This window comes from Pseudomonas sp. D3-10, from assembly GCF_051132175.1.
In the GTDB taxonomy this organism is placed as follows: domain Bacteria; phylum Pseudomonadota; class Gammaproteobacteria; order Pseudomonadales; family Pseudomonadaceae; genus Aquipseudomonas.
Genome location: NZ_CP071668.1, coordinates 2,794,219 through 2,812,125, shown reverse-complemented (window position 1 = coordinate 2,812,125; position 17,907 = coordinate 2,794,219). Strand labels below are relative to the sequence as shown.

General features: G+C 62.8%; 19 protein-coding genes. 18 read left to right on the top strand and 1 reads right to left on the bottom strand.

The annotated features are described in order from the left end of the window. Window positions 1-64: 64 nt before the first annotated feature. Window positions 65-1,486 (bottom strand): PLP-dependent aminotransferase family protein, encoded by a 1,422-nt coding sequence (locus J3P90_RS12715; RefSeq protein ID WP_434676500.1) that lies wholly within the window; start codon window positions 1,484-1,486, stop codon window positions 65-67. Window positions 1,487-1,619: 133 nt separating this feature from the next. Between J3P90_RS12715 and J3P90_RS12710 the strand changes: the two genes are divergently transcribed. The 18 genes from J3P90_RS12710 to J3P90_RS12625 all read left to right on the top strand — a co-directional run bounded on the left by J3P90_RS12710 (window position 1,620) and on the right by J3P90_RS12625 (window position 17,845). Further along, window positions 1,620-2,786, top strand: a complete 1,167-nt coding sequence (locus tag J3P90_RS12710; protein ID WP_434676499.1) for an MFS transporter — start codon at window positions 1,620-1,622, stop codon at window positions 2,784-2,786. Window positions 2,787-2,877: 91 nt separating this feature from the next. Further along, a complete protein-coding gene (locus tag J3P90_RS12705) occupies window positions 2,878-3,549 on the top strand; it encodes a GntR family transcriptional regulator (protein ID WP_420763869.1) in 672 nt (223 codons plus the stop codon). A 118-nt stretch (window positions 3,550-3,667) separates the two neighbouring features. After that, on the top strand, window positions 3,668-4,678 hold the full coding sequence (locus J3P90_RS12700; RefSeq protein WP_434676498.1) for a hypothetical protein: 1,011 nt from the start codon (window positions 3,668-3,670) through the stop codon (window positions 4,676-4,678). A gap of 124 nt (window positions 4,679-4,802) precedes the next feature. Continuing rightward, window positions 4,803-5,735, top strand: a complete 933-nt coding sequence (locus J3P90_RS12695) for a 4-hydroxyproline epimerase (RefSeq protein WP_434676497.1) — start codon at window positions 4,803-4,805, stop codon at window positions 5,733-5,735. Continuing rightward, on the top strand, window positions 5,732-6,847 hold the full coding sequence (locus tag J3P90_RS12690) for an NAD(P)/FAD-dependent oxidoreductase (protein ID WP_434676496.1): 1,116 nt from the start codon (window positions 5,732-5,734) through the stop codon (window positions 6,845-6,847). The genes J3P90_RS12695 and J3P90_RS12690 overlap by 4 nt, the downstream gene beginning before the upstream one ends. After that, complete coding sequence (locus J3P90_RS12685; protein ID WP_420763865.1) at window positions 6,840-7,076, top strand: 2Fe-2S iron-sulfur cluster-binding protein; 237 nt, start codon at window positions 6,840-6,842, stop codon at window positions 7,074-7,076. The genes J3P90_RS12690 and J3P90_RS12685 overlap by 8 nt, the downstream gene beginning before the upstream one ends. Next, on the top strand, window positions 7,073-8,320 hold the full coding sequence (locus J3P90_RS12680; protein WP_434676495.1) for an FAD-dependent oxidoreductase: 1,248 nt from the start codon (window positions 7,073-7,075) through the stop codon (window positions 8,318-8,320). Before J3P90_RS12685 ends, J3P90_RS12680 begins: the two co-directional genes overlap by 4 nt. A gap of 72 nt (window positions 8,321-8,392) precedes the next feature. Then, window positions 8,393-9,142: a helix-turn-helix domain-containing protein gene (locus J3P90_RS12675; protein ID WP_434605824.1), complete on the top strand. Its 750-nt coding sequence runs from the start codon at window positions 8,393-8,395 to the stop codon at window positions 9,140-9,142. A gap of 231 nt (window positions 9,143-9,373) precedes the next feature. Next, window positions 9,374-10,192, top strand: a complete 819-nt coding sequence (locus J3P90_RS12670; protein WP_420763862.1) for an ABC transporter substrate-binding protein — start codon at window positions 9,374-9,376, stop codon at window positions 10,190-10,192. A gap of 10 nt (window positions 10,193-10,202) precedes the next feature. Then, window positions 10,203-11,981, top strand: coding sequence for a cis-3-hydroxy-L-proline dehydratase (gene lhpI / locus J3P90_RS12665; RefSeq protein ID WP_434676494.1), 1,779 nt, complete (start codon window positions 10,203-10,205; stop codon window positions 11,979-11,981). Then, the gene (locus J3P90_RS12660) at window positions 11,974-12,639 is read left to right on the top strand and encodes an amino acid ABC transporter permease (RefSeq protein ID WP_434558928.1); all 666 of its coding nucleotides are present in this window, start codon (window positions 11,974-11,976) and stop codon (window positions 12,637-12,639) included. Before lhpI ends, J3P90_RS12660 begins: the two co-directional genes overlap by 8 nt. A gap of 9 nt (window positions 12,640-12,648) precedes the next feature. Next, window positions 12,649-13,299 carry an amino acid ABC transporter permease gene (locus J3P90_RS12655; RefSeq protein ID WP_420763859.1) on the top strand — a complete coding sequence of 217 codons (651 nt, stop codon included), beginning with the start codon at window positions 12,649-12,651 and terminating at the stop codon, window positions 13,297-13,299. Then, window positions 13,292-14,014 (top strand): amino acid ABC transporter ATP-binding protein, encoded by a 723-nt coding sequence (locus J3P90_RS12650; RefSeq protein ID WP_434647500.1) that lies wholly within the window; start codon window positions 13,292-13,294, stop codon window positions 14,012-14,014. The genes J3P90_RS12655 and J3P90_RS12650 overlap by 8 nt, the downstream gene beginning before the upstream one ends. A 151-nt stretch (window positions 14,015-14,165) precedes the next feature. Then, window positions 14,166-15,194, top strand: coding sequence for a trans-3-hydroxy-L-proline dehydratase (locus J3P90_RS12645; RefSeq protein ID WP_434676493.1), 1,029 nt, complete (start codon window positions 14,166-14,168; stop codon window positions 15,192-15,194). Window positions 15,195-15,271: 77 nt separating this feature from the next. Continuing rightward, window positions 15,272-16,189: a dihydrodipicolinate synthase family protein gene (locus J3P90_RS12640; protein WP_434676492.1), complete on the top strand. Its 918-nt coding sequence runs from the start codon at window positions 15,272-15,274 to the stop codon at window positions 16,187-16,189. A 226-nt stretch (window positions 16,190-16,415) separates the two neighbouring features. Continuing rightward, a complete protein-coding gene (locus tag J3P90_RS12635; RefSeq protein WP_434605830.1) occupies window positions 16,416-16,970 on the top strand; it encodes a DinB family protein in 555 nt (184 codons plus the stop codon). 24 nt (window positions 16,971-16,994) lie between these two features. After that, window positions 16,995-17,345, top strand: coding sequence for a DUF6152 family protein (locus tag J3P90_RS12630; protein ID WP_434647504.1), 351 nt, complete (start codon window positions 16,995-16,997; stop codon window positions 17,343-17,345). Beyond that, window positions 17,345-17,845, top strand: a complete 501-nt coding sequence (locus J3P90_RS12625; RefSeq protein ID WP_420763853.1) for a DUF6644 family protein — start codon at window positions 17,345-17,347, stop codon at window positions 17,843-17,845. The genes J3P90_RS12630 and J3P90_RS12625 overlap by 1 nt, the downstream gene beginning before the upstream one ends. Window positions 17,846-17,907: the final 62 nt, after the last annotated feature.

Below are 17,907 nucleotides of genomic sequence, written 5' to 3'. Positions count from 1 at the left end.
CACAATCCTAATGAAAGACGCCGCCTCAAGGGCGACAAGAATGTGTTGCGAAAGATACAGCAACTCATTCCTGTTTGACATCTATTCCCATTAGCGCCCCCGTTCCAGCCGTGGACGCTTGCCCAATTTGCTTGAAAAACGCCTGGGCACGGGCATCCTGGGTGAACGCAACGTTCAGCCGCAACCAGTCGCAGGCACCCCCCTCTGGCAGGAACGACGACCCTTGGGACAACTGGACCTGCAGCTGCTTGGCGATCTGTCGCACCCGCTCGGCCGGCACAAGACGAGGCCGCGCCCACACGAACAGCCCGCCACTTGGCTCGGCAAACACTTCCCAGTGCGTCGCGTCAAGCTGACGCAACGTGCTCGCCATCTGCTTGTTCAGGCGCCCGCGAAGGCGCTGGATCAGCTTGCGATACGCCCCGTTCGCCAACAGCGTCGCCACGACGTTTTCCGTCAGCAATGAACAACCAATACCGGTCACCATCTTGACCTGCGCCAGGCGCTGGATGATTTCAGGCTGGGCGACGACGTAGCCGATGCGCAACGAGCTGGACAACGTCTTGGAAAAACTCGCCAGGTAGATCACCCGGTCCAGGGCATCGAGGGAGGCCAGGCGCGACGTCGGGCCGTTCTGGAAATCGGCGTAGATATCATCCTCGATGAGGCGAAAGTCGTGCAGCGTCGCCAGTTGCAACAGGCGATAGGCCACGCTCGGCGCCAGGCTGGTGCCGGTGGGGTTCTGGTACATGCTGTTGATGAAGAAATACGTGGGCTTGTGCGCTTTGAGCAACTGCTCCAGCCGGGCGATATCCGGACCATGGGCGGTTCTCGGCACCGCCAGGGTCCTGACTCCATGCAGCTTCAGCAGGTTGAACAGGTTGTAATAGCCAGGGCTCTCCACCAACACCAGGTCACCGGGCTTGAGCAGCGTGCGCACCAACAGGTCCAAGCCATGGCTAGCGCCTTGGGTGGTGATGATCTGGCGAGGATCGACGTGAATGTCGATCAGGCCCAGGCGCTTCTGGATTTGCAGGCGCAGATCAGCCGAGCCCAACGGCGTGCTGTAATTGAACAGCGCCTTATTGTCACCGCGCACCACCTGCCGGATCGCCTGGCCCAGGTCGGTGTCATCGCGCCACGCGTCCGGCAGCCAGCCGCAACCCAGCTTGAGCTGGGTCGATTCGTTGTCGAACAGCGGCCAGGATATCGCCTCATCCTCGATCTGCGCCGCCAGCGCCTGGGGTAACTGCTGGGCCACGAAAAAACCCGAACCATGCCGCGATTCCAATACGCCGCTGGCGACCAGTTGGTCATATGCCTTGATCACGCTCGACAGGCTCAAGCCGTTTTCCGTCGCCAACTGGCGGATCGAAGGCATTCGCGCACCGGGGCGGATGCCATGGGTATCGATCCACGCGGCTAGGCTGGCAACCAGTTGCCGGACCACGCTTCCCCTGGCGTTGCGATCGATGTTCAGGTCCATGGCGCGGCGTCTCGGCTAAGTGTTCTTGAATTTCGAGCAAACAGTTAAACATAAAAGCCCCCCGTCTGTTCCTTGTTTGCCTGCTGTCCGGCGGTGATAGTCCGCCCAGGCTCACACTTTTGCAGGATCTCTCTTGGACGCACAGCAACGACATTCATGGGGCCTGGCCTTTGGTCTGTGCCTGATCACCCTGGCGGTCAACCTGCAGGCGCCGCTGTACACCACCTATGCGCAGCTTTCCGGTTACGGCGCAGGCGCCACGGCGGTGGCGTTTTCCGGTTATGTGCTCGGCGTGTTGCCCGTGCTGCTGGCGTTCGGCGGACTGGCCGACCGGATGGGCCGCAAACCGTTGATCCTGGTGGCGCTTGGCCTGTCGATGCTGGCAACGGTCATCACCTCGATCTGGCCCAACCTGATAGCGCTGGGCGTGGCGCGCCTGATGATGGGCGTCGGCACCGGGTTGGCCTCGGCGACTTCCACGGCCTACATGGTGGAATTGATGCCGACCGGCGATGCCCGGTCGCCGGCAAACCGGGTCACCGCCAGCACCTCCCTGGGTTTTGGATTGGGCGCGGCGTTGACCAGCCTTTTCCTGTTCGTCCATCACAGCGTTACGCCAGGCAGTTTCTGGGTGCAGTTGGCGTTGGCCGCCCTGGCGATCGTCGTGGTCGCGCGACTGCCAGACCCAGCCCCGAAAATCAGGCACGCGCCGCTGTTGCGCCTGCCGTTGTTCCCTGCTGGCAGCCTGCCCTACAGCTTCTCCATGCTGCTGGCCTGGGCGACTTCCGGGCTGGTGATCGCCATCCTGCCTTCGGTGCTCGCGGCCCATGACTTGCAGCGATGGTCCGGCCTGTCGACCTTCACCGTGATCAGTTGCGGGCTGATCTTCCAGCCTTGGGTGAAACGCATGCAGCCGGCCAGGGCCACCGGATTGGGGCTGCTCGTCTTGCCTTTGAGCTATGCGCTGCTCGCCTGGGGCGCGAGCCAGGGTTCGCTGGCCGCCGTGCTGCTCGGCGCACTGGGGGCCAGCAGTGCGTGCTATGGCTTTCTTTACCTCGGCGGACTGTCGGCGATCACGGCCATGGCCGGTACGCAAAAAGCCCGAGTCAGCGCCGGTTTCTTCCTCTTCGCCTATGTCGGGTTCAGCATTCCGGTCGTGGTGACGGGTTGGATGGCTGACCATTTCGGCGCTGATGTCGCGTTGACGGTGTTTGGCCTGGCGTTGCTGGCAGGCGCAACGATCACCGGGTTGCGCATCGTCCGGACGCAGGCTTTCATCGCCCAGGCCTCCCACGGCTGAATAAACCCTTCGCCACAATGGCCAACGTCGCTCGACATCACGGCAGGCAGGTCGTATACCATATCCCCACCTCAGCCAAACGACCGTCGCCGTGACTTTATCCAAATTCAACCTGCCCGACCTGGGCAACGCCCCGTCCACTTCGGAAATCATTACCCGCCACTTGCGCGACGCTATCGTGGCCGGGCTTTTCGCCGAGGACGAGCCGATTCGCCAGGACGACATCGCCCGGCAATTCAACGTCAGCAAGATCCCCGTGCGCGAAGCGCTCAAGCGCCTGGAGGCCGAGGGCCTGGTGATGTTCCAGCGCAATCGCGGGGCGATGGTCACGCGGATCTCCGAGGCGGAACTGGCGCAGATGTTCGAGGTGCGGATGTTGCTGGAGGACAAGGTGCTGCGCCTGGCGATTCCCAACATGACCGACGCGACCTTCGCCCGTGCCGAAAGCATCTGCCGGGAGTTCATCGGCGAGGACGACGTCGGCCGCTGGGCCGAGCTGAACTGGCAGTTGCACGCCTGCCTCTATGAACCGGCGCAACGGCCCTTCATGGTGAGCCTGATCCGCTCGGTCCACGACAAACTCGAACGTTACCTGCGCATGCAGATGAGCCTGTCGGCCGGCAAGGATCGCGCCGACCATGAGCACCGCGAAATCCTCGACGCCTGCCGCGCCGGTGACGTGGAGCGCGCGGTGAAACTGCTGGACGAACATATCGCCGGGGTCTGCAGGACGCTGTTCGAGTTCTTGCCTTCCGGTCACTGATCACGATTGCCTTATTTCCCGCATTGGCCTATTCCAAAAACATAGAAACAAAGCGCCCGTTGCAACTTGCGCCTGATTTGTTAGGCTCTCGCGCACCTACTTTTGCCAGGGACGGCATATGTCTAATCAGCACCGGTTGAGCATGAGCTCATTCAATCAAAGCGACGCAGCTTCGTCCGTCGCAGCGTCAAACATCACCCCAGATACAATCGTCTCAGCGTTCAATCAGCCCATCATCGACACGCTGACTGTCACGGCGCAGATAAAGAATACTTACTACGCGGGAACCGACGACACACTATTGATATCAATGGGACCGTACAACGAGTTACAGACTTACATCGAAGCCCCGAGAGTCGGTCAGACGATTCACATTTCGATTGATATCCAAAGGATGTTTGGCAGGTCGAGCATTTCGCTATCGGACATTCGCGGCCTGACGTTCTATCAAGCGCCTGTGCCGCACCCGATCATCTCGGATGCCTGGGAACTCGAGTCACTACTGATTACCGCCAACGATATCTACACCAACGCAATGAATAAAATAGATACGTGGATTTTTAACAAATCACCGCATCTTCGCCCGGTATGGTCAGGCATCGTGGATTTCTCCAACTGGACGAACTCCGATCGTCGCCCCTTAGATCTGAGCGCTCAGACGTATCCAATACGCTGGATGCCGTATATCAGTGACTTGACCCGCTGGCGCTGTTACAACCCGGCACAACTAGAAGGGGTGGGTCAACTGCTCGGCGTCTGGAACGGCAAGTTGATCGGTAATCAACTGAAAGGTCAAACAAGCGAACTCCTTGCCCCAAACAGCGAATCCAACAGCTATACATGGGTATATACGCCTGAGGGATCGATTATTTATAAGCGCTGGGAACATGCCAAACCATCGGAGTATTTAAGACACAGTCAACTTGGAAGCGGCAGACCGGTCATTTGCGCGGGAGAGTTCAGGGTCAAGGAACACCGTATGCAAAATGTCCTAGCGATGGTCAACGATGCCTCCGGACACTACAAACCCGACGGAGGAGCCTGCTTGCGCTATGTGGCGGAGAAGTTCGAGTCTATCAATATCGATACAAGCCATACCGAATGGCGATGGACAAACGCACGCAGTTGATGACGGTTCGGCCTCGTCTCGCACACTATGCCGATTTCGTCATCACCGACAACTAAAACCATCAAGCCGCCACCCCCCGGCGCGCGCCACGCTTGTGTCCACTCATCTGAACGGACGTGGCGCCATGAAACGCATCACCGTGATCGACTCCCACACCGGCGGCGAACCGACCCGACTGGTGACCGATGGCTTCCCCGACCTGGGCCAGGGCAGCATGGCCGAACGCAGGCAGCGCCTGGCCGAGCAGCACGACGCCTGGCGCACCGCGTGCGTCCTGGAACCGCGCGGCAGCGATGTGCTGGTGGGCGCGTTGCTGTGCGAACCGGTGGACCCGAACGCCTGTGCCGGGGTGATCTTTTTCAATAACAGCGGCTACCTGGGCATGTGCGGCCACGGCACCATCGGCCTGGTGGCGTCATTGGCTCATCTGGGCCGGATCGGCCCGGGCGTGCACAGCATCGAGACACCGGTGGGCACAGTGCAGGCGACGTTGCACGAGGATCGCTCGGTTAGCGTGCGCAACGTGCCGACCTACCGTTACCGCCAAGGGCTGCGCCTGGAGGTGCCGGGCATCGGGCCGGTGTCTGGCGATGTGGCGTGGGGCGGGAATTGGTTTTTCCTGATCGCCGACCACGGGCAACGCGTGGCGGGCGACAACCTGGAAGCACTGACCGCCTACACCTTCGCCGTGCAACAAGCCCTGAAGCAACAGGGGTTCCGCGGCGAGGACGGCGGGCTGATCGATCATATCGAGCTGTTCGCCGACGATCCCCAGGCCGACAGCCGCAATTTCGTGCTGTGCCCCGGCAAAGCCTATGACCGCTCTCCCTGCGGCACCGGCACCAGCGCCAAACTGGCGTGCCTGGCGGCCGACGGCAAACTGCAACCCGGGCAGATCTGGCGCCAGGCCAGCGTCATCGGCAGTGAATTCGAAGGGTCGTATGAACGTTCAGGCGATCGCATCGTGCCGACCATTCGCGGCCGGGCCTATATCAGTGCTGAAAGCACCTTGCTCCTCGAGCCGGACGATCCGTTCGCTTGGGGCATTCGTCCGTGAGCCAAGGCCATGTCGCAGACGTGATCATCGTCGGCGCCGGCATCATTGGCGCCGCCTGCGCGCAAGCCTTGGCCCAGCGTGGTTTGAAGGTGCTGGTGCTGGACGCCGGTTGGCACGGCGCCACGGCGGCCGGCATGGGCCACTTGCTGGTACTCGATGACAACCCGGCGGAGCTGGCTCTGAGCCAATACTCCCTGCGACGCTGGCGCCAGATGGCCCCCGATCTTCCAGAACGCTGCGCCTGGCGCAACAACGGCACGTTGTGGCTGGCGGCCAACGCCGAAGAGATGGCCGTGGCCCACAGCAAATACATGAACCTGATGGCCCATGACGAAGCCTGTGAACTGATCGGCCGAGCCGCACTGCTCCAGCGCGAACCGGAACTGCGGCCCGGCCTCGAAGGCGGGCTGCTGATCGAGGGCGACGGCATTCTCTACGCACCCGCGGCCGCCCGCTGGATGCTCGATCACGCCAACATTCGCCATCAACGGGCGCAAGTCAGCGAAGTGGACGGTCACCGCGTGCGCCTCGCAGGGGGCGGTTGGCTCAGCGCCGACGCAGTCGTGCTCGCCAACGGCATCCAGGCCACCGAGCTGTGCCCGGAGCTGCCGATCGAACCCAAGAAGGGACACCTGTTGATCACCGACCGCTACCCCGCCACTGTCACCCATACCTTGGTTGAGCTGGGTTACGTCACCAGCGCTCACAACGCCAGCGGACCGTCGGTGGCGTGCAACATCCAACCGCGCCCGACGGGACAACTGTTCATCGGCGCTTCGCGGCAGTTCGGCAATGTCGACCCAGAGGTGGAAGGCTGGATGCTGGCGAAAATGCTCAAGCGTGCCGTGGACTACATGCCTGGCCTGGCGCACCTCAACGGTATCCGCGCCTGGACAGGCTTTCGCGCGGCGACCCCCGACGGCTTGCCACTGGTGGGCCAACATCCGCAGCGCAAGGACCTATGGCTGGCGGTGGGTCATGAAGGGCTCGGCGTTACGACCGCACCGGCGACGGCTGATTTGCTGGTCGCCCAGCTATTCAACGAAACCTCGCCGCTGGCCGCGCAACCTTACCTGCCGCAACGTTTCCTGGGAGAAGCGGTCCATGCCTGAGTTATTCCTCGATGGCCGCCCGCTCTCGGTGGCCGATGGCACCAGCGTCGCGGCGGCATTGGCGTTGGGTGCTGACGGTTGCAGTCGCACTTCGGTCAGCGGCCAACGCCGGGCCCCCTTGTGTGGCATGGGCATCTGCCAGGAATGCCGGGTGATGATCGACGGCCGCCGGCGCCTGGCGTGCCAGACGCTGTGCCGCGACGGCATGCGCGTGGACACCCGACCATGACCGAACTCGCCGACATCCTCATCATCGGCGCCGGCCCCGCCGGCATGGCCGCTGCGCTGGCCGCGGCACGCAGCGGGGCGCGCATCGTGCTGCTGGACGACAACCCGAGCCCTGGCGGACAGATCTGGCGCGACGGTCCCCAGGCCAGCCTGCCTGCCCAGGCGGGTCGGATGCGTGATCGTCTGAACGCCTGCACTAATGTGTACTGCCACGCCGGCACCCGGGTCATTGCCTGCGCGGGCGAGAAGACGCTGTTGGTGGAAAACGCCGAGCAGGGATGGCTGATCCGCTACGAGCGGCTGATTCTTTGCACGGGCGCGCGGGAACTGCTGCTGCCCTTCCCCGGCTGGACACTGCCCGGCGTCACCGGCGCTGGCGGCTTGCAGGCACTGATCAAGGGCGGCCTGCCGGTGCGCGGCGAACGCCTGGTGATTACCGGCAGCGGCCCGTTGTTGTTGGCCAGCGCGGCGACGGCCAGGCATCACGGGGCGCAAATATTGCGCATCGCCGAACAAGCCAGCGGTGCCGCCGTTACAGGTTTTGCCATGCAGTTGCCGCGCTGGCCGGGCAAGTTGACGCAGGCGTTCAGCCTGTTCGATTCCCACTACCGCGTCGGCACGCATGTGCTGGAAGCCCTGGGACGGGACAAGCTCGAAGGCGTGCGCCTGCAACAGCGGGGCAAGACTGTGGAACTGGCGTGCGACCGGTTGGCCTGCGGATTCGGCCTGATTCCCAACACCCAGCTGGGTCAGGCGTTGGGCTGCGAGCTGGCTGGACAAACCCTGGCGGTCGACGCCTGGCAGGCCACCACGCGCCGTGATCATTACGCCGCTGGTGAGTGCACCGGTTTCGGTGGCAGCGAACTGGCCCTGGTGGAAGGCGCCATCGCCGGTCACGTCGCCGCCGACGACACCTCGGCAGCCGAACGCCTCTGGCCTCGCCGGGCGCGATGGCAGGGCTTTGCCCTGGCGTTGAACAAGGCTTTCGCCCTCGATGCTCGTTTGAAAGGCCTGGCCCGGGGCGACACCTTGGTGTGTCGCTGCGAAGACGTGGCCTATGCAGAACTGAGCAGCCATGCCGACTGGCGCGAAGCAAAACTTGCCAGCCGCTGCGGGATGGGCGCCTGCCAGGGTAGGGTTTGCGGCGCGGCGCTGGAGCATCTGTTTGGCTGGGCGCCGCCGGCTCCTCGTCCACCGTTCAGTCCGGCACGGGTTGAGACGTTGCTTAATCTGGCAGATGAGTGAGCCACGCGTACGGCGTGACAAGCACCTCATTTCGATCAAAACTCCACGTCTGACAAAACGACGAAGCCGCCCATGTACCCCTCGCTGACGACCTTCACTCCCTGCGACTTCGACACCCTGCTGCGCAGTCTGCTGCCCATCGCGCCGTTGCTCGATACCCTCTCGGACACGGTGTTTTTCATCAAGGACACCCAAGCCCGCTACGCATTCGTCAACCAGACCCTGGCCCGGCGTTGCGGCTTCAAGCAATGCAACGACCTGCTCGGTCTGACTGCCGAGCAAGTGTTCCCGGAGCGCTTCGGCCCGCTGTACACCGAACAGGATCGACGGGTGCTGGCCAGCGGACGGGAGCTGGCCGACCAGCTCGAATTGCACCTCTATTACGGCAACCAACCGGTGTGGTGCCTGACCCACAAGCTTGCCTTGCGCGAACCTGAGGGCGGGATCGTCGGCCTGGCCGGGATTTCCCGTGACTTGCAGTCGCCGCAATCGAGCCATCCGGCGTACCAACAACTGGCGGCCGTGGACGCGCATATCAAGCAGCACTTCGCCCGCCCCATCAGCCTGGCGGAACTCACTGCCATCGCCGGGTCGTCGGTGGCGCAGCTGGAACGACACTGCAAGCGCATCTTCCAGCTCACGCCTCGGCAGATGATTCACAAGGCGCGCCTGGGAGAGGCCTCGCGATTGTTACTGGAACACGATCTGCCCATTACCGAGATCGCCCTGCGCTGTGGTTATACCGATCACAGTGCCTTCAGCCGCCAGTTCCGCGCGCTGACGAGCCTTTCACCCAGCCAGTACCGGGACAACCAGCGTTGAGCCTGTTCCTTTAGGGGGCGTAAACCCACCCCGCTGCTCCCATCTGTAACACTTCACTTTCACCTGCGCGCCCGGTGCCTGGCCGCCGGACCACCATAATCTGTTGGTTATCAAAGCATTACTAGAAACACAGGAATAAGACCCGATCAGGCACGTCGATTGCTTATCTAATATCGTATACGAAATCCTCAATACGATATTTCTCCGCATTTATTCGACAGCGAGGCATTTATGAAAAACCCTGCATTGGCCGTAGCCCTTGGCGTTGTCCTCTTTCCCCTGCTTGCCCTACCCGCCCATGCCGACAAGCTCGACGACATCATCGGCTCGGGCAAGCTGCGTTGCGCGGTGACACTGGACTTCCCACCCATGGGTTTTCGCGATGAAAGTAACAAACCGGCGGGCTTCGACGTGGATTACTGCCACGACCTGGCGAAGGTCCTCGGCGTCGACGCCGAAGTGGTGGAAACGCCATTCTCCGACCGCATCCCCGCGCTGCTTTCGGGCCGCGCCGATGTCATTGTCGCTTCCACTTCCGACACCCTGGAGCGGGCCAAGACCGTTGGCCTGACCGTGCCCTACTTTGCCTTCCAGATGGTGGTGCTGACCCGCGACGACACCGGTATCAACAGCTACGCCGACCTCAAGGGCAAGAAACTCGGAAACACCAGCAGCACTTACGAAGCCATCGCCCTGGAGAAAGATCAGAAGAGTTGGGGCAGCGGCAGTTTCCGCGCCTACCAGTCGCAGAACGACACATTGCTGGCGGTCGCCCAGGGGCACATCGACGCCACCGTCGTGACCAACACCGTGGCCGCCGCGACCATCAAGTCGGGCAAGTACAAGGGCCTGAAGATCGCTGGCGATGCTCCCTATGTCATCGACTACGTGTCCCTCGGCGCCAAGCGCAGCGAGTACGGCTTGCTCAACTACCTCAACCTGTTCGTCAACCAGCAAGTGCGCACGGGCCGCTACAAGGAGCTGTTCGTCAAATGGGTCGGTACCGAGATCCCGCCGGCCAACCTGACCGTGCCCCAGGTGTACTACTGAGGATCGCGGCATGCCAAGCACGCCTATCCGCTTGCACGGCCGCAGCCTGGTGGAGGGTGCCGCCCAGGGCACCCTGTTGTTCGCCGACGTTGGCCTGAGCTTCTGGGGCGGGGTCGATCCCATTACGGGCGAAATCATCGACCGGCATCATCCTCTGAGTGGCGAACGCCTGGGCGGCCGCGTGCTGGCAATTCCCAGCGGGCGGGGTTCCTGCACCGGCAGCAGCGTGTTGATGGAGCTCATCAGCAACGGCCATGCACCGGCCGCCCTGGTACTGGCCGAAGTCGACGAGATCCTGGCCCTTGGAGTACTCGTGGCCGAGGTGATTTTCCAGCGCTCGCTGCCGGTGTTGTGCATCGGCCACGAGGCGTTCGCTGGCTTGCGCGGCCAAGGATTCGTGCGCGTCGAGGGCAACCGCCTGACGTTGTCCGGCCGACGGCCCAACGATCAATGGCATGGGACGGATACGACCCCGCAGCCGTCCATGCCGTTCACCGTCCGGTTGAACGAGCGGGATCGGGCAATGCTCGACGGCGCGCACGGCAAGGCAGCCCAAGTAGCGATGCAAATCGTCCTGCGGATGGCCGAGATCCAGGGCGCCGACCAACTGCTGGACATCACCCAGGCGCACATCGACGGCTGTATCTATACCGGCCCGGCCAGCCTGCGCTTTGCCGAACAACTGGTGCGGTGGGGGGCGAAAGTGAGTGTGCCCACGACCCTCAATTCGATCTCCGTGGACCAGCGCCGCTGGCGGGAACTGGGCGTCGACGCTGCGCTGGGCGAACCGGCCAGCGCCTTGGGTGATGCTTACATGGCCATGGGCGCGCAATTGAGCTTCACCTGTGCGCCCTACTTGCTGGACACCGCGCCCGTGGCCGGCGAACAGATTGTCTGGGCCGAGTCCAACGCGGTGGTCTACGCCAACAGCGTGCTCGGCGCCCGCACGCAGAAGTACCCGGACTTTCTCGACATCTGCATCGCCCTGTGCGGTCGCGCGCCGCTGGCCGGATGTCATCTCGATGGGCCGCGAAAGGCCGGGCTGATCGTCGAAGTGACAAGGCCCGACCCGATGGACGACAGTTTTTATCCGCTGCTGGGCTATCACATCGGCGGCCTGACGGGACGACGTGTCCCGCTGATACGGGGCCTGGAAGACGCCGCGCCCACCCGGGATGATTTGAAGGCTTTTGGCGCCGCGTTCGCGACCACCAGCGCCGCGCCACTGTTCCACATCGCCGGGGTGACGCCCGAGGCCTTGGACCCGGCCAATGTGCTGGACTGCGACGCTGTGTTACCGGTGGAAACCGTCAACCCTGCCGGGCTGCTTGTCAGTTGGCGCGAGCTCAACAGTGCCCGGCATCGCCACGTGGATGTGATTTCCCTGGGCAACCCACATTTCTCCCTCAGCGAATTCGCCGCCCTGGCACACCTGTGTTCGGGCCGGAACAAACACCCCGGCGTGGTGCTGGCGATCACCTGTGGCCGTGCCGTACTGGAACAGGCCCGCCAGGCAGGTTACCTGGACGCGATCCGGGCCTTCGGGGCGACGCTGGTCACTGACACCTGTTGGTGCATGTTGGGCGAGCCGGTGATCCCGCCGACCGCCACCACCCTGATGACCAATTCCGGAAAATACGCGCACTACGCGCCGGGCCTGGTGGGGCGCGGCGTGCATTTTGCCGGTCTGGCCGATTGCATCGAGGCGGCCTGCACCGCCACCGCCAGCGATCAGCCGCCACAGTGGTTGCAACCTTCCGCACCCAAGGGGACTCCGAGCCATGTTTGACTACAGCTTCCAGTGGCGCCCCGCCTTGCGCGCCCTGCCCGATATGCTTGCCGGCGCCTGGGTGACCTTCGAAACCGCCGCGTTGTCGATGATTTTCGGCGTGCTGATCGCCCTCGTCCTGACGGTGATGCGCCAGGCACGCCATCCGCTGTTGCGCGGTGTCGGCAATGGTTGGGTGTCGATCGCCCGCAACACACCCTCCTTGTTCCAGATCTACATCCTCTACTTTGGCCTCGGCTCCCTCGGGCTGCACGTCAGTTCGTGGTTTGCGTTGCTGGCGGGTATCACCTTCAACAACGCCGGCTACCTGGCGGAAAATTTTCGCGGCGGCCTCAAGGCCGTACCGGGCACGCAGATGCGCGCCGCCCGTTCCCTGGGCATGAGCGCGTTCCAGGCCTACCGGATGATCATCGTCCCGCAACTGTTGCGCATCGTTTTTTACCCGCTGACCAATCAAATGGTCTGGGCGGTGTTGATGACGTCCCTGGGTGTGGTGGTCGGTTTGAATAACGACCTCACGGGGGTGACCCAGGAATACAACGTCAAGACGTTCCGCACCTTCGAATATTTCGCCCTCGCGGCGGTGCTCTATTACCTGATCGCCAAGTTGATCGTCGGGTTAGCCCGGCTGTTGTCCTGGCGCCTGTTTCGTTATTGAGGGCGGGACATGTTCTCTACAAGCCTTACCGTCAACGACGTGTTGTATCTGCTCGAAGGTGCCTGGGTCACGGTGCAATTGACCGTCTGGTCGATACTGCTGGGCACCGTGGCCGGGTTGTTGTTCGGCCTGTTGCGGGCGCTGTTGCCCAGGGTCAGCCTGCCATTGGCCTGGGTACTCGATGCGTTTCGCAGCGTGCCGCTGCTGATCCAGTTCGTGCTGTTCAATTCCCTCAAGAGCATCGTCGGCCTGGACCTCAGCGCCTTCGCCGTCGGTTGCATCGTGCTGGGGGTCTACGCCGCCGCGTACTTCACCGAGATTGTCCGCGGTGGCGTGCTGGCGGTGCCGACGAGCACCCGGCGGGCCAGCCGATCCCTGGGGCTCACGTACTGGCAGGACCTGCGCTTCATCGTCCTGCCGATTGCCACGCGGGTGGCGTTTCCCGGCTGGTTGAACCTGGTGCTGGGGGTGATGAAAGACACCGCGCTGGTGATGTGGATCGGCATCGTCGAACTGCTGCGGGCTTCGCAAACCATCGTCACGCGTATTCAGGAACCCCTGCTGGTGCTGTGCATCGCGGGCCTCATTTATTACCTCATGAGCCTGGTGGTCGCCCGCCTCGGCGCTCGCCTGGAAAGAAGGTGGCAAGAAAATGATTGAGATCGAAAACGTGCATAAATCCTTCGGCAACCTGGAAGTCGTCAAGGGTGTCAGCCTGACGGTGGACAAGGGCGAAGTCGTGTCGATCATCGGTGGCTCCGGTTCCGGTAAATCGACCCTGCTGATGTGCATCAACGGCCTGGAGCCGATCCAGAAAGGCAGCATCCGGGTGGACGGCGTCTCGGTACACGACAGCGCCACCGACCTCAACCGCCTCCGGCAGAAGATCGGCATCGTTTTCCAGCAGTGGAACGCCTTTCCCCACCTGACCGTGCTGGAAAACGTGATGCTCGCACCGCGCAAGGTGCTGGGCAAGAGCAAGCAGGACGCCGAGGCGCTGGCGGTCAAACAGCTTGAGCACGTGGGCCTGGGGGACAAGCTCAAGGCCTTTCCCGGAAAGCTCTCCGGCGGCCAGCAGCAGCGCATGGCAATCGCCCGTGCCTTGGCGATGTCGCCGGACTACATGCTGTTCGACGAAGCCACCTCGGCCCTCGACCCGCAACTGGTCGGTGAGGTGCTGGACACCATGCGCATGCTGGCCGAAGACGGCATGACCATGGTGCTGGTGACCCACGAGATCCGCTTCGCCCGGGACGTATCCGACCGCGTGGCGTTCTTCTGCAATGGGCGAGTCCATGAGATCGGCCCGCCGGAGCAGGTGATCGGCAATCCGGTGCAGCCGGAGACGGCGGCATTCCTCAAGTCGGTGAAATAGCGGATGGCCTATCGCAAGCAGGCTCGCTCCCACACGGGTTTTGTGTAGGCCGCAATGACCTGCTAACCACCACAGAACACTGTGGGAGCGAGCTTGCGCCGGGCGGCGATCCGACGATGAGGCCCGACCAGACAACACAAGGATCTGACCCATGCGCTCATCCAGAATCATCCACATAGTCAGCTGCCACGCCGAAGGCGAAGTCGGCGATGTGATCGTCGGCGGTGTCGCGCCGCCACCCGGCGCCACGGTCTGGGAACAATCACGCTGGATCGCCCAGGACCAGACCCTGCGCAACTTCGTCCTCAACGAGCCTCGTGGCGGGGTGTTCCGCCACGTCAACCTGCTCGTGCCGGCCAGGGACCCGCGGGCGCAGATGGCCTGGATCATCATGGAACCGGCCGACACCCCACCCATGTCCGGCTCCAATTCGTTGTGCGTCGCCACCGTGCTGCTGGACAGCGGCATCCTGCCGATGACCGAACCCCAGACGCGCTTGGTCCTGGAGGCACCGGGCGGCTTGATCGAGGCCGTGGCCGACTGCCGCGACGGCAAGGTGCAACGGGTCGAGATCAAGAACGTGCCCTCCTTCGCTGACCGCCTCGATGCCTGGATCGAAGTCGAGGGCCTGGGAACATTGCAGGTGGACACCGCCTATGGCGGCGACAGCTTCGTCATCGTCGACGCCCAGCGCCTGGGCTTCGACATTCGCCCCGACGAGGCCGCCGATCTCGTGACCGTGGGGCTGAAGATCACCCGGGCCGCCAACGAGCAGTTGGGCTTCGTACACCCCTTGAATCCCGATTGGTCGCACATTTCGTTCTGCCAGGTCGCCGCGCCCGTCGTCATGGAAAACGGCATCGCCACCGGCGCCAACGCCGTCGTCATCCAGCCCGGCAAGATCGACCGCTCGCCCACCGGCACCGGTTGCTCGGCCCGCATGGCGGTGCTGCACGCCAAAGGCCTGATGCAGGTGGGTGAACGGTTTATCGGCCGCTCGATCATCGGCTCCGAATTCCATTGCCGCATCGACTCACTGACCGACGTTGCCGGTCGCCCGGCGATCTACCCGTGCATCGCCGGGCGGGCGTGGATCACCGGAACCCACCAATTGCTGCTGGACCCGGCCGATCCGTGGCCGCAGGGCTACCGGCTCTCAGACACCTGGCCCGGCGCATGACTTTCATACCCACCCATAACCCTTGTGGCGAGGGAGCTTGCTCCCTCGCCACAGAGACACACCAAAAGGAGACACCCATGAGCCAACGCATCAACTGGAGCGGCGTATTCCCCGCCGTTACCACCCAATTCAACGATGACTTTTCCATCAACCTGGAAAAAACCCATCAGGTCATTTCCAACGTCATTCGCGATGGCGTATCCGGCCTCGTGGTCTGCGGGTCGGTGGGGGAAAACACTTCCCTGAGCGCGGAGGAAAAGATTGCCGTGACCGAAGTGGCGGTGGACGCTTCCGGGGGCCGAGTGCCGGTGATCTGCGGCGTGGCCGAGTTCACCAGCGTGCAGGCCGCCAAAGTCGCCAATGCGGTGCGCAAGGTCGGTGTCGACGGGGTGATGCTGATGCCCGCGTTGGTCTACGGCTCCAAGCCGTTCGAAACCGCCGAACATTTCCGCTATGTCGCCCGGCATGCCGACGTGCCGCTGATGGTCTACAACAACCCGCCTATCTACAAGAACGACGTCACCCCGGACATCCTGATTTCCCTGGCCGATTGCGACAACGTGGTGTGTTTCAAGGACTCCTCCGGCGACACCCGGCGTTTCATCGACGTGCGCAATGAAGTGGGTGATCGCTTCGTGCTGTTCGCCGGTCTCGATGATGTGGTGCTCGAAAGCCTCGCCGTAGGCGCAGAAGGTTGGGTCTCGGGCATGTCCAACGTGTTCCCCAAGGAAGGTGAAACGATCTTCCGGCTGGCCCGCGCCGGACGGTTCTCCGAAGCCATGCCGATCTACGAATGGCTGATGCCGATCCTGCACCTCGACGCCCGCGCCGACCTGGTCCAGTGCATCAAGCTCTGCGAAGCCATTGCCGGCCGAGGCAGCGCTCTCACCCGCCCACCGCGCCTGGCCCTGCCGGAAGCAGACCGGGTGTACGTGGAGCAGATCATGGCCACGGCCCTGGCCAATCGGCCGGTGTTGCCTGAGGTGGGGCTTTAAGCCGGGGCGCAGGCTCAGGCATGTGAGAAACCTGTGGGAGCGAGCTTGCTCGCGATAGCGGTTGTCCAGCTTGCATCTCTATTGGATGTGCCGACGCTATCGCGAGCAAGCTCGCTCCCACAGGGGGTCGTGGTGCAAACACGGGACCAACCGACCAGCAACACGGCGTTATCGCCAGTCTTTGCTACGCTTTTTCCCCGGCGCAATGACGCACGGGAGGCGTCCCATGAATTATTTCCTGGCCCAGGCCCTGAACAACCAATGGGCCAATCACAGGCTGCTGGACGCCTGCGCACAGCTGAACACCGTGGAATACGAGGCCTACCGCACCAGTTTCTTCCCCTCCATCCAAGCCACGCTGTGCCACATACTGGAAGTAGATCGCTATTACCTCACCGCCCTCAAAGGCGATGTCCTGGGCCAGGAGCGGGATTTTTCCGAGATGCTGGCGTTCAACCAGCTCAGGGAAAGCCAGGACCGGACCGACCGGCAACTGGCGGCATTGTGCAGCAACCTTAAACGCACAGACCTGTCTCGCACCGTCGACCTGGTGCGTGCCGACGGCAACGCTTTCGAACGGATCGACCGCTTACTGCTGCACCTGTTCGAGCACCAGATCCATCACCGCGGCCAGGTCCACACCATGCTCAGCGCCACCCACGTCGAACCGCCGCAGCTCGACGAGTTTTTCCTCGATTGCGACCGCCGCTTCCGCGAAGAGGAGGAACAGTTGCTGCAACTCGACGAGCAGCGGGTCTGGCGAGAGTACCAGCCCGATTGAATCGATAACCCAGGAGACCTTGCCATGAACCTGATCTTTCGTTGCATCGGCTTGTCCACGATGCTGGTCGCCACCGCCGCCCTTGCCCACCATGGCTGGAGCGAATACGACGCCAGCAAGCCACTGACGCTCGAAGGTACGATCAAGGAGTCCGGTTACTCCCACCCCCACGGGACCATGCGCCTGCAAACCACGGAAAAGACGTGGTTCGTCGTGCTCGCGCCGCCTTCTCGCATGGAAAATCGGGGGCTGACCAAAGACATGCTCAAAGCCGGTAACCGGGCCACCGTGGTCGGCTACGCCAATAAAAACAAGCCTGACGAGCTTCGCGCCGAACGCATCACCATCGACGACAGAACCACCGAGCTGCGCTGATGCAGGTCACTGGCCCGGTCGCGCAAGGCTGGATGGACCGATTGGGCGACTCGCCCCTGGCCTCGGCCATGCGCAGCGAGCTATGGCTCTATCCGCTGGTGGAAGTGCTACACATCATCGGGTTCTCGATACTGGTGGGCGCGGTGGTGATGTTCGACCTGCGCGTCCTCGGGCTGTCCAGGGACATCGCCGTGACCGCACTGGCTCGCCATCTGCTGCGATGGGCCGTCGGGGCCCTGCTGTTGATCGTGCCTGCCGGCTTGATGATGTTCAGTGCGCACCCTCATGATTTCGCCAGCAACAACGTGTTCATTCTCAAGCTGTGCCTGATCGCGGCGGCAGGCGTCAATGCCCTGCTGTTCCATCTGGTGCCCTACCGCTCCGTCCAGCAATGGAATACCCACGTCACGGCGCCGAGCCTGGCCAAGCTCCAGGCGTTGCTGTCCGTGGCGTTGTGGATCGCGGTGATCGGCTGCGGGCGCTTGCTGGCCTACACCTGAACGAGCATTGAAAAAAAGGCGATGGCCGCTTCCGGCCATCGCCAAATCGCCCACTTCAGGCG

Coding starts and splice junctions, on each gene's coding strand:
- J3P90_RS12700 (WP_434676498.1), top strand. CDS start 3,668: ATGTCTAATCAGCACCGGTTGAGCATGAGCTCATTCAATCAAAGCGAC.
- J3P90_RS12645 (WP_434676493.1), top strand. CDS start 14,166: ATGCGCTCATCCAGAATCATCCACATAGTCAGCTGCCACGCCGAAGGC.
- J3P90_RS12655 (WP_420763859.1), top strand. CDS start 12,649: ATGTTCTCTACAAGCCTTACCGTCAACGACGTGTTGTATCTGCTCGAA.
- J3P90_RS12670 (WP_420763862.1), top strand. CDS start 9,374: ATGAAAAACCCTGCATTGGCCGTAGCCCTTGGCGTTGTCCTCTTTCCC.
- J3P90_RS12675 (WP_434605824.1), top strand. CDS start 8,393: ATGTACCCCTCGCTGACGACCTTCACTCCCTGCGACTTCGACACCCTG.
- lhpI (WP_434676494.1), top strand. CDS start 10,203: ATGCCAAGCACGCCTATCCGCTTGCACGGCCGCAGCCTGGTGGAGGGT.
- J3P90_RS12680 (WP_434676495.1), top strand. CDS start 7,073: ATGACCGAACTCGCCGACATCCTCATCATCGGCGCCGGCCCCGCCGGC.
- J3P90_RS12685 (WP_420763865.1), top strand. CDS start 6,840: ATGCCTGAGTTATTCCTCGATGGCCGCCCGCTCTCGGTGGCCGATGGC.
- J3P90_RS12650 (WP_434647500.1), top strand. CDS start 13,292: ATGATTGAGATCGAAAACGTGCATAAATCCTTCGGCAACCTGGAAGTC.
- J3P90_RS12640 (WP_434676492.1), top strand. CDS start 15,272: ATGAGCCAACGCATCAACTGGAGCGGCGTATTCCCCGCCGTTACCACC.
- J3P90_RS12715 (WP_434676500.1), bottom strand. CDS start 1,486: ATGGACCTGAACATCGATCGCAACGCCAGGGGAAGCGTGGTCCGGCAA.
- J3P90_RS12660 (WP_434558928.1), top strand. CDS start 11,974: ATGTTTGACTACAGCTTCCAGTGGCGCCCCGCCTTGCGCGCCCTGCCC.
- J3P90_RS12625 (WP_420763853.1), top strand. CDS start 17,345: ATGCAGGTCACTGGCCCGGTCGCGCAAGGCTGGATGGACCGATTGGGC.
- J3P90_RS12695 (WP_434676497.1), top strand. CDS start 4,803: ATGAAACGCATCACCGTGATCGACTCCCACACCGGCGGCGAACCGACC.
- J3P90_RS12635 (WP_434605830.1), top strand. CDS start 16,416: ATGAATTATTTCCTGGCCCAGGCCCTGAACAACCAATGGGCCAATCAC.
- J3P90_RS12630 (WP_434647504.1), top strand. CDS start 16,995: ATGAACCTGATCTTTCGTTGCATCGGCTTGTCCACGATGCTGGTCGCC.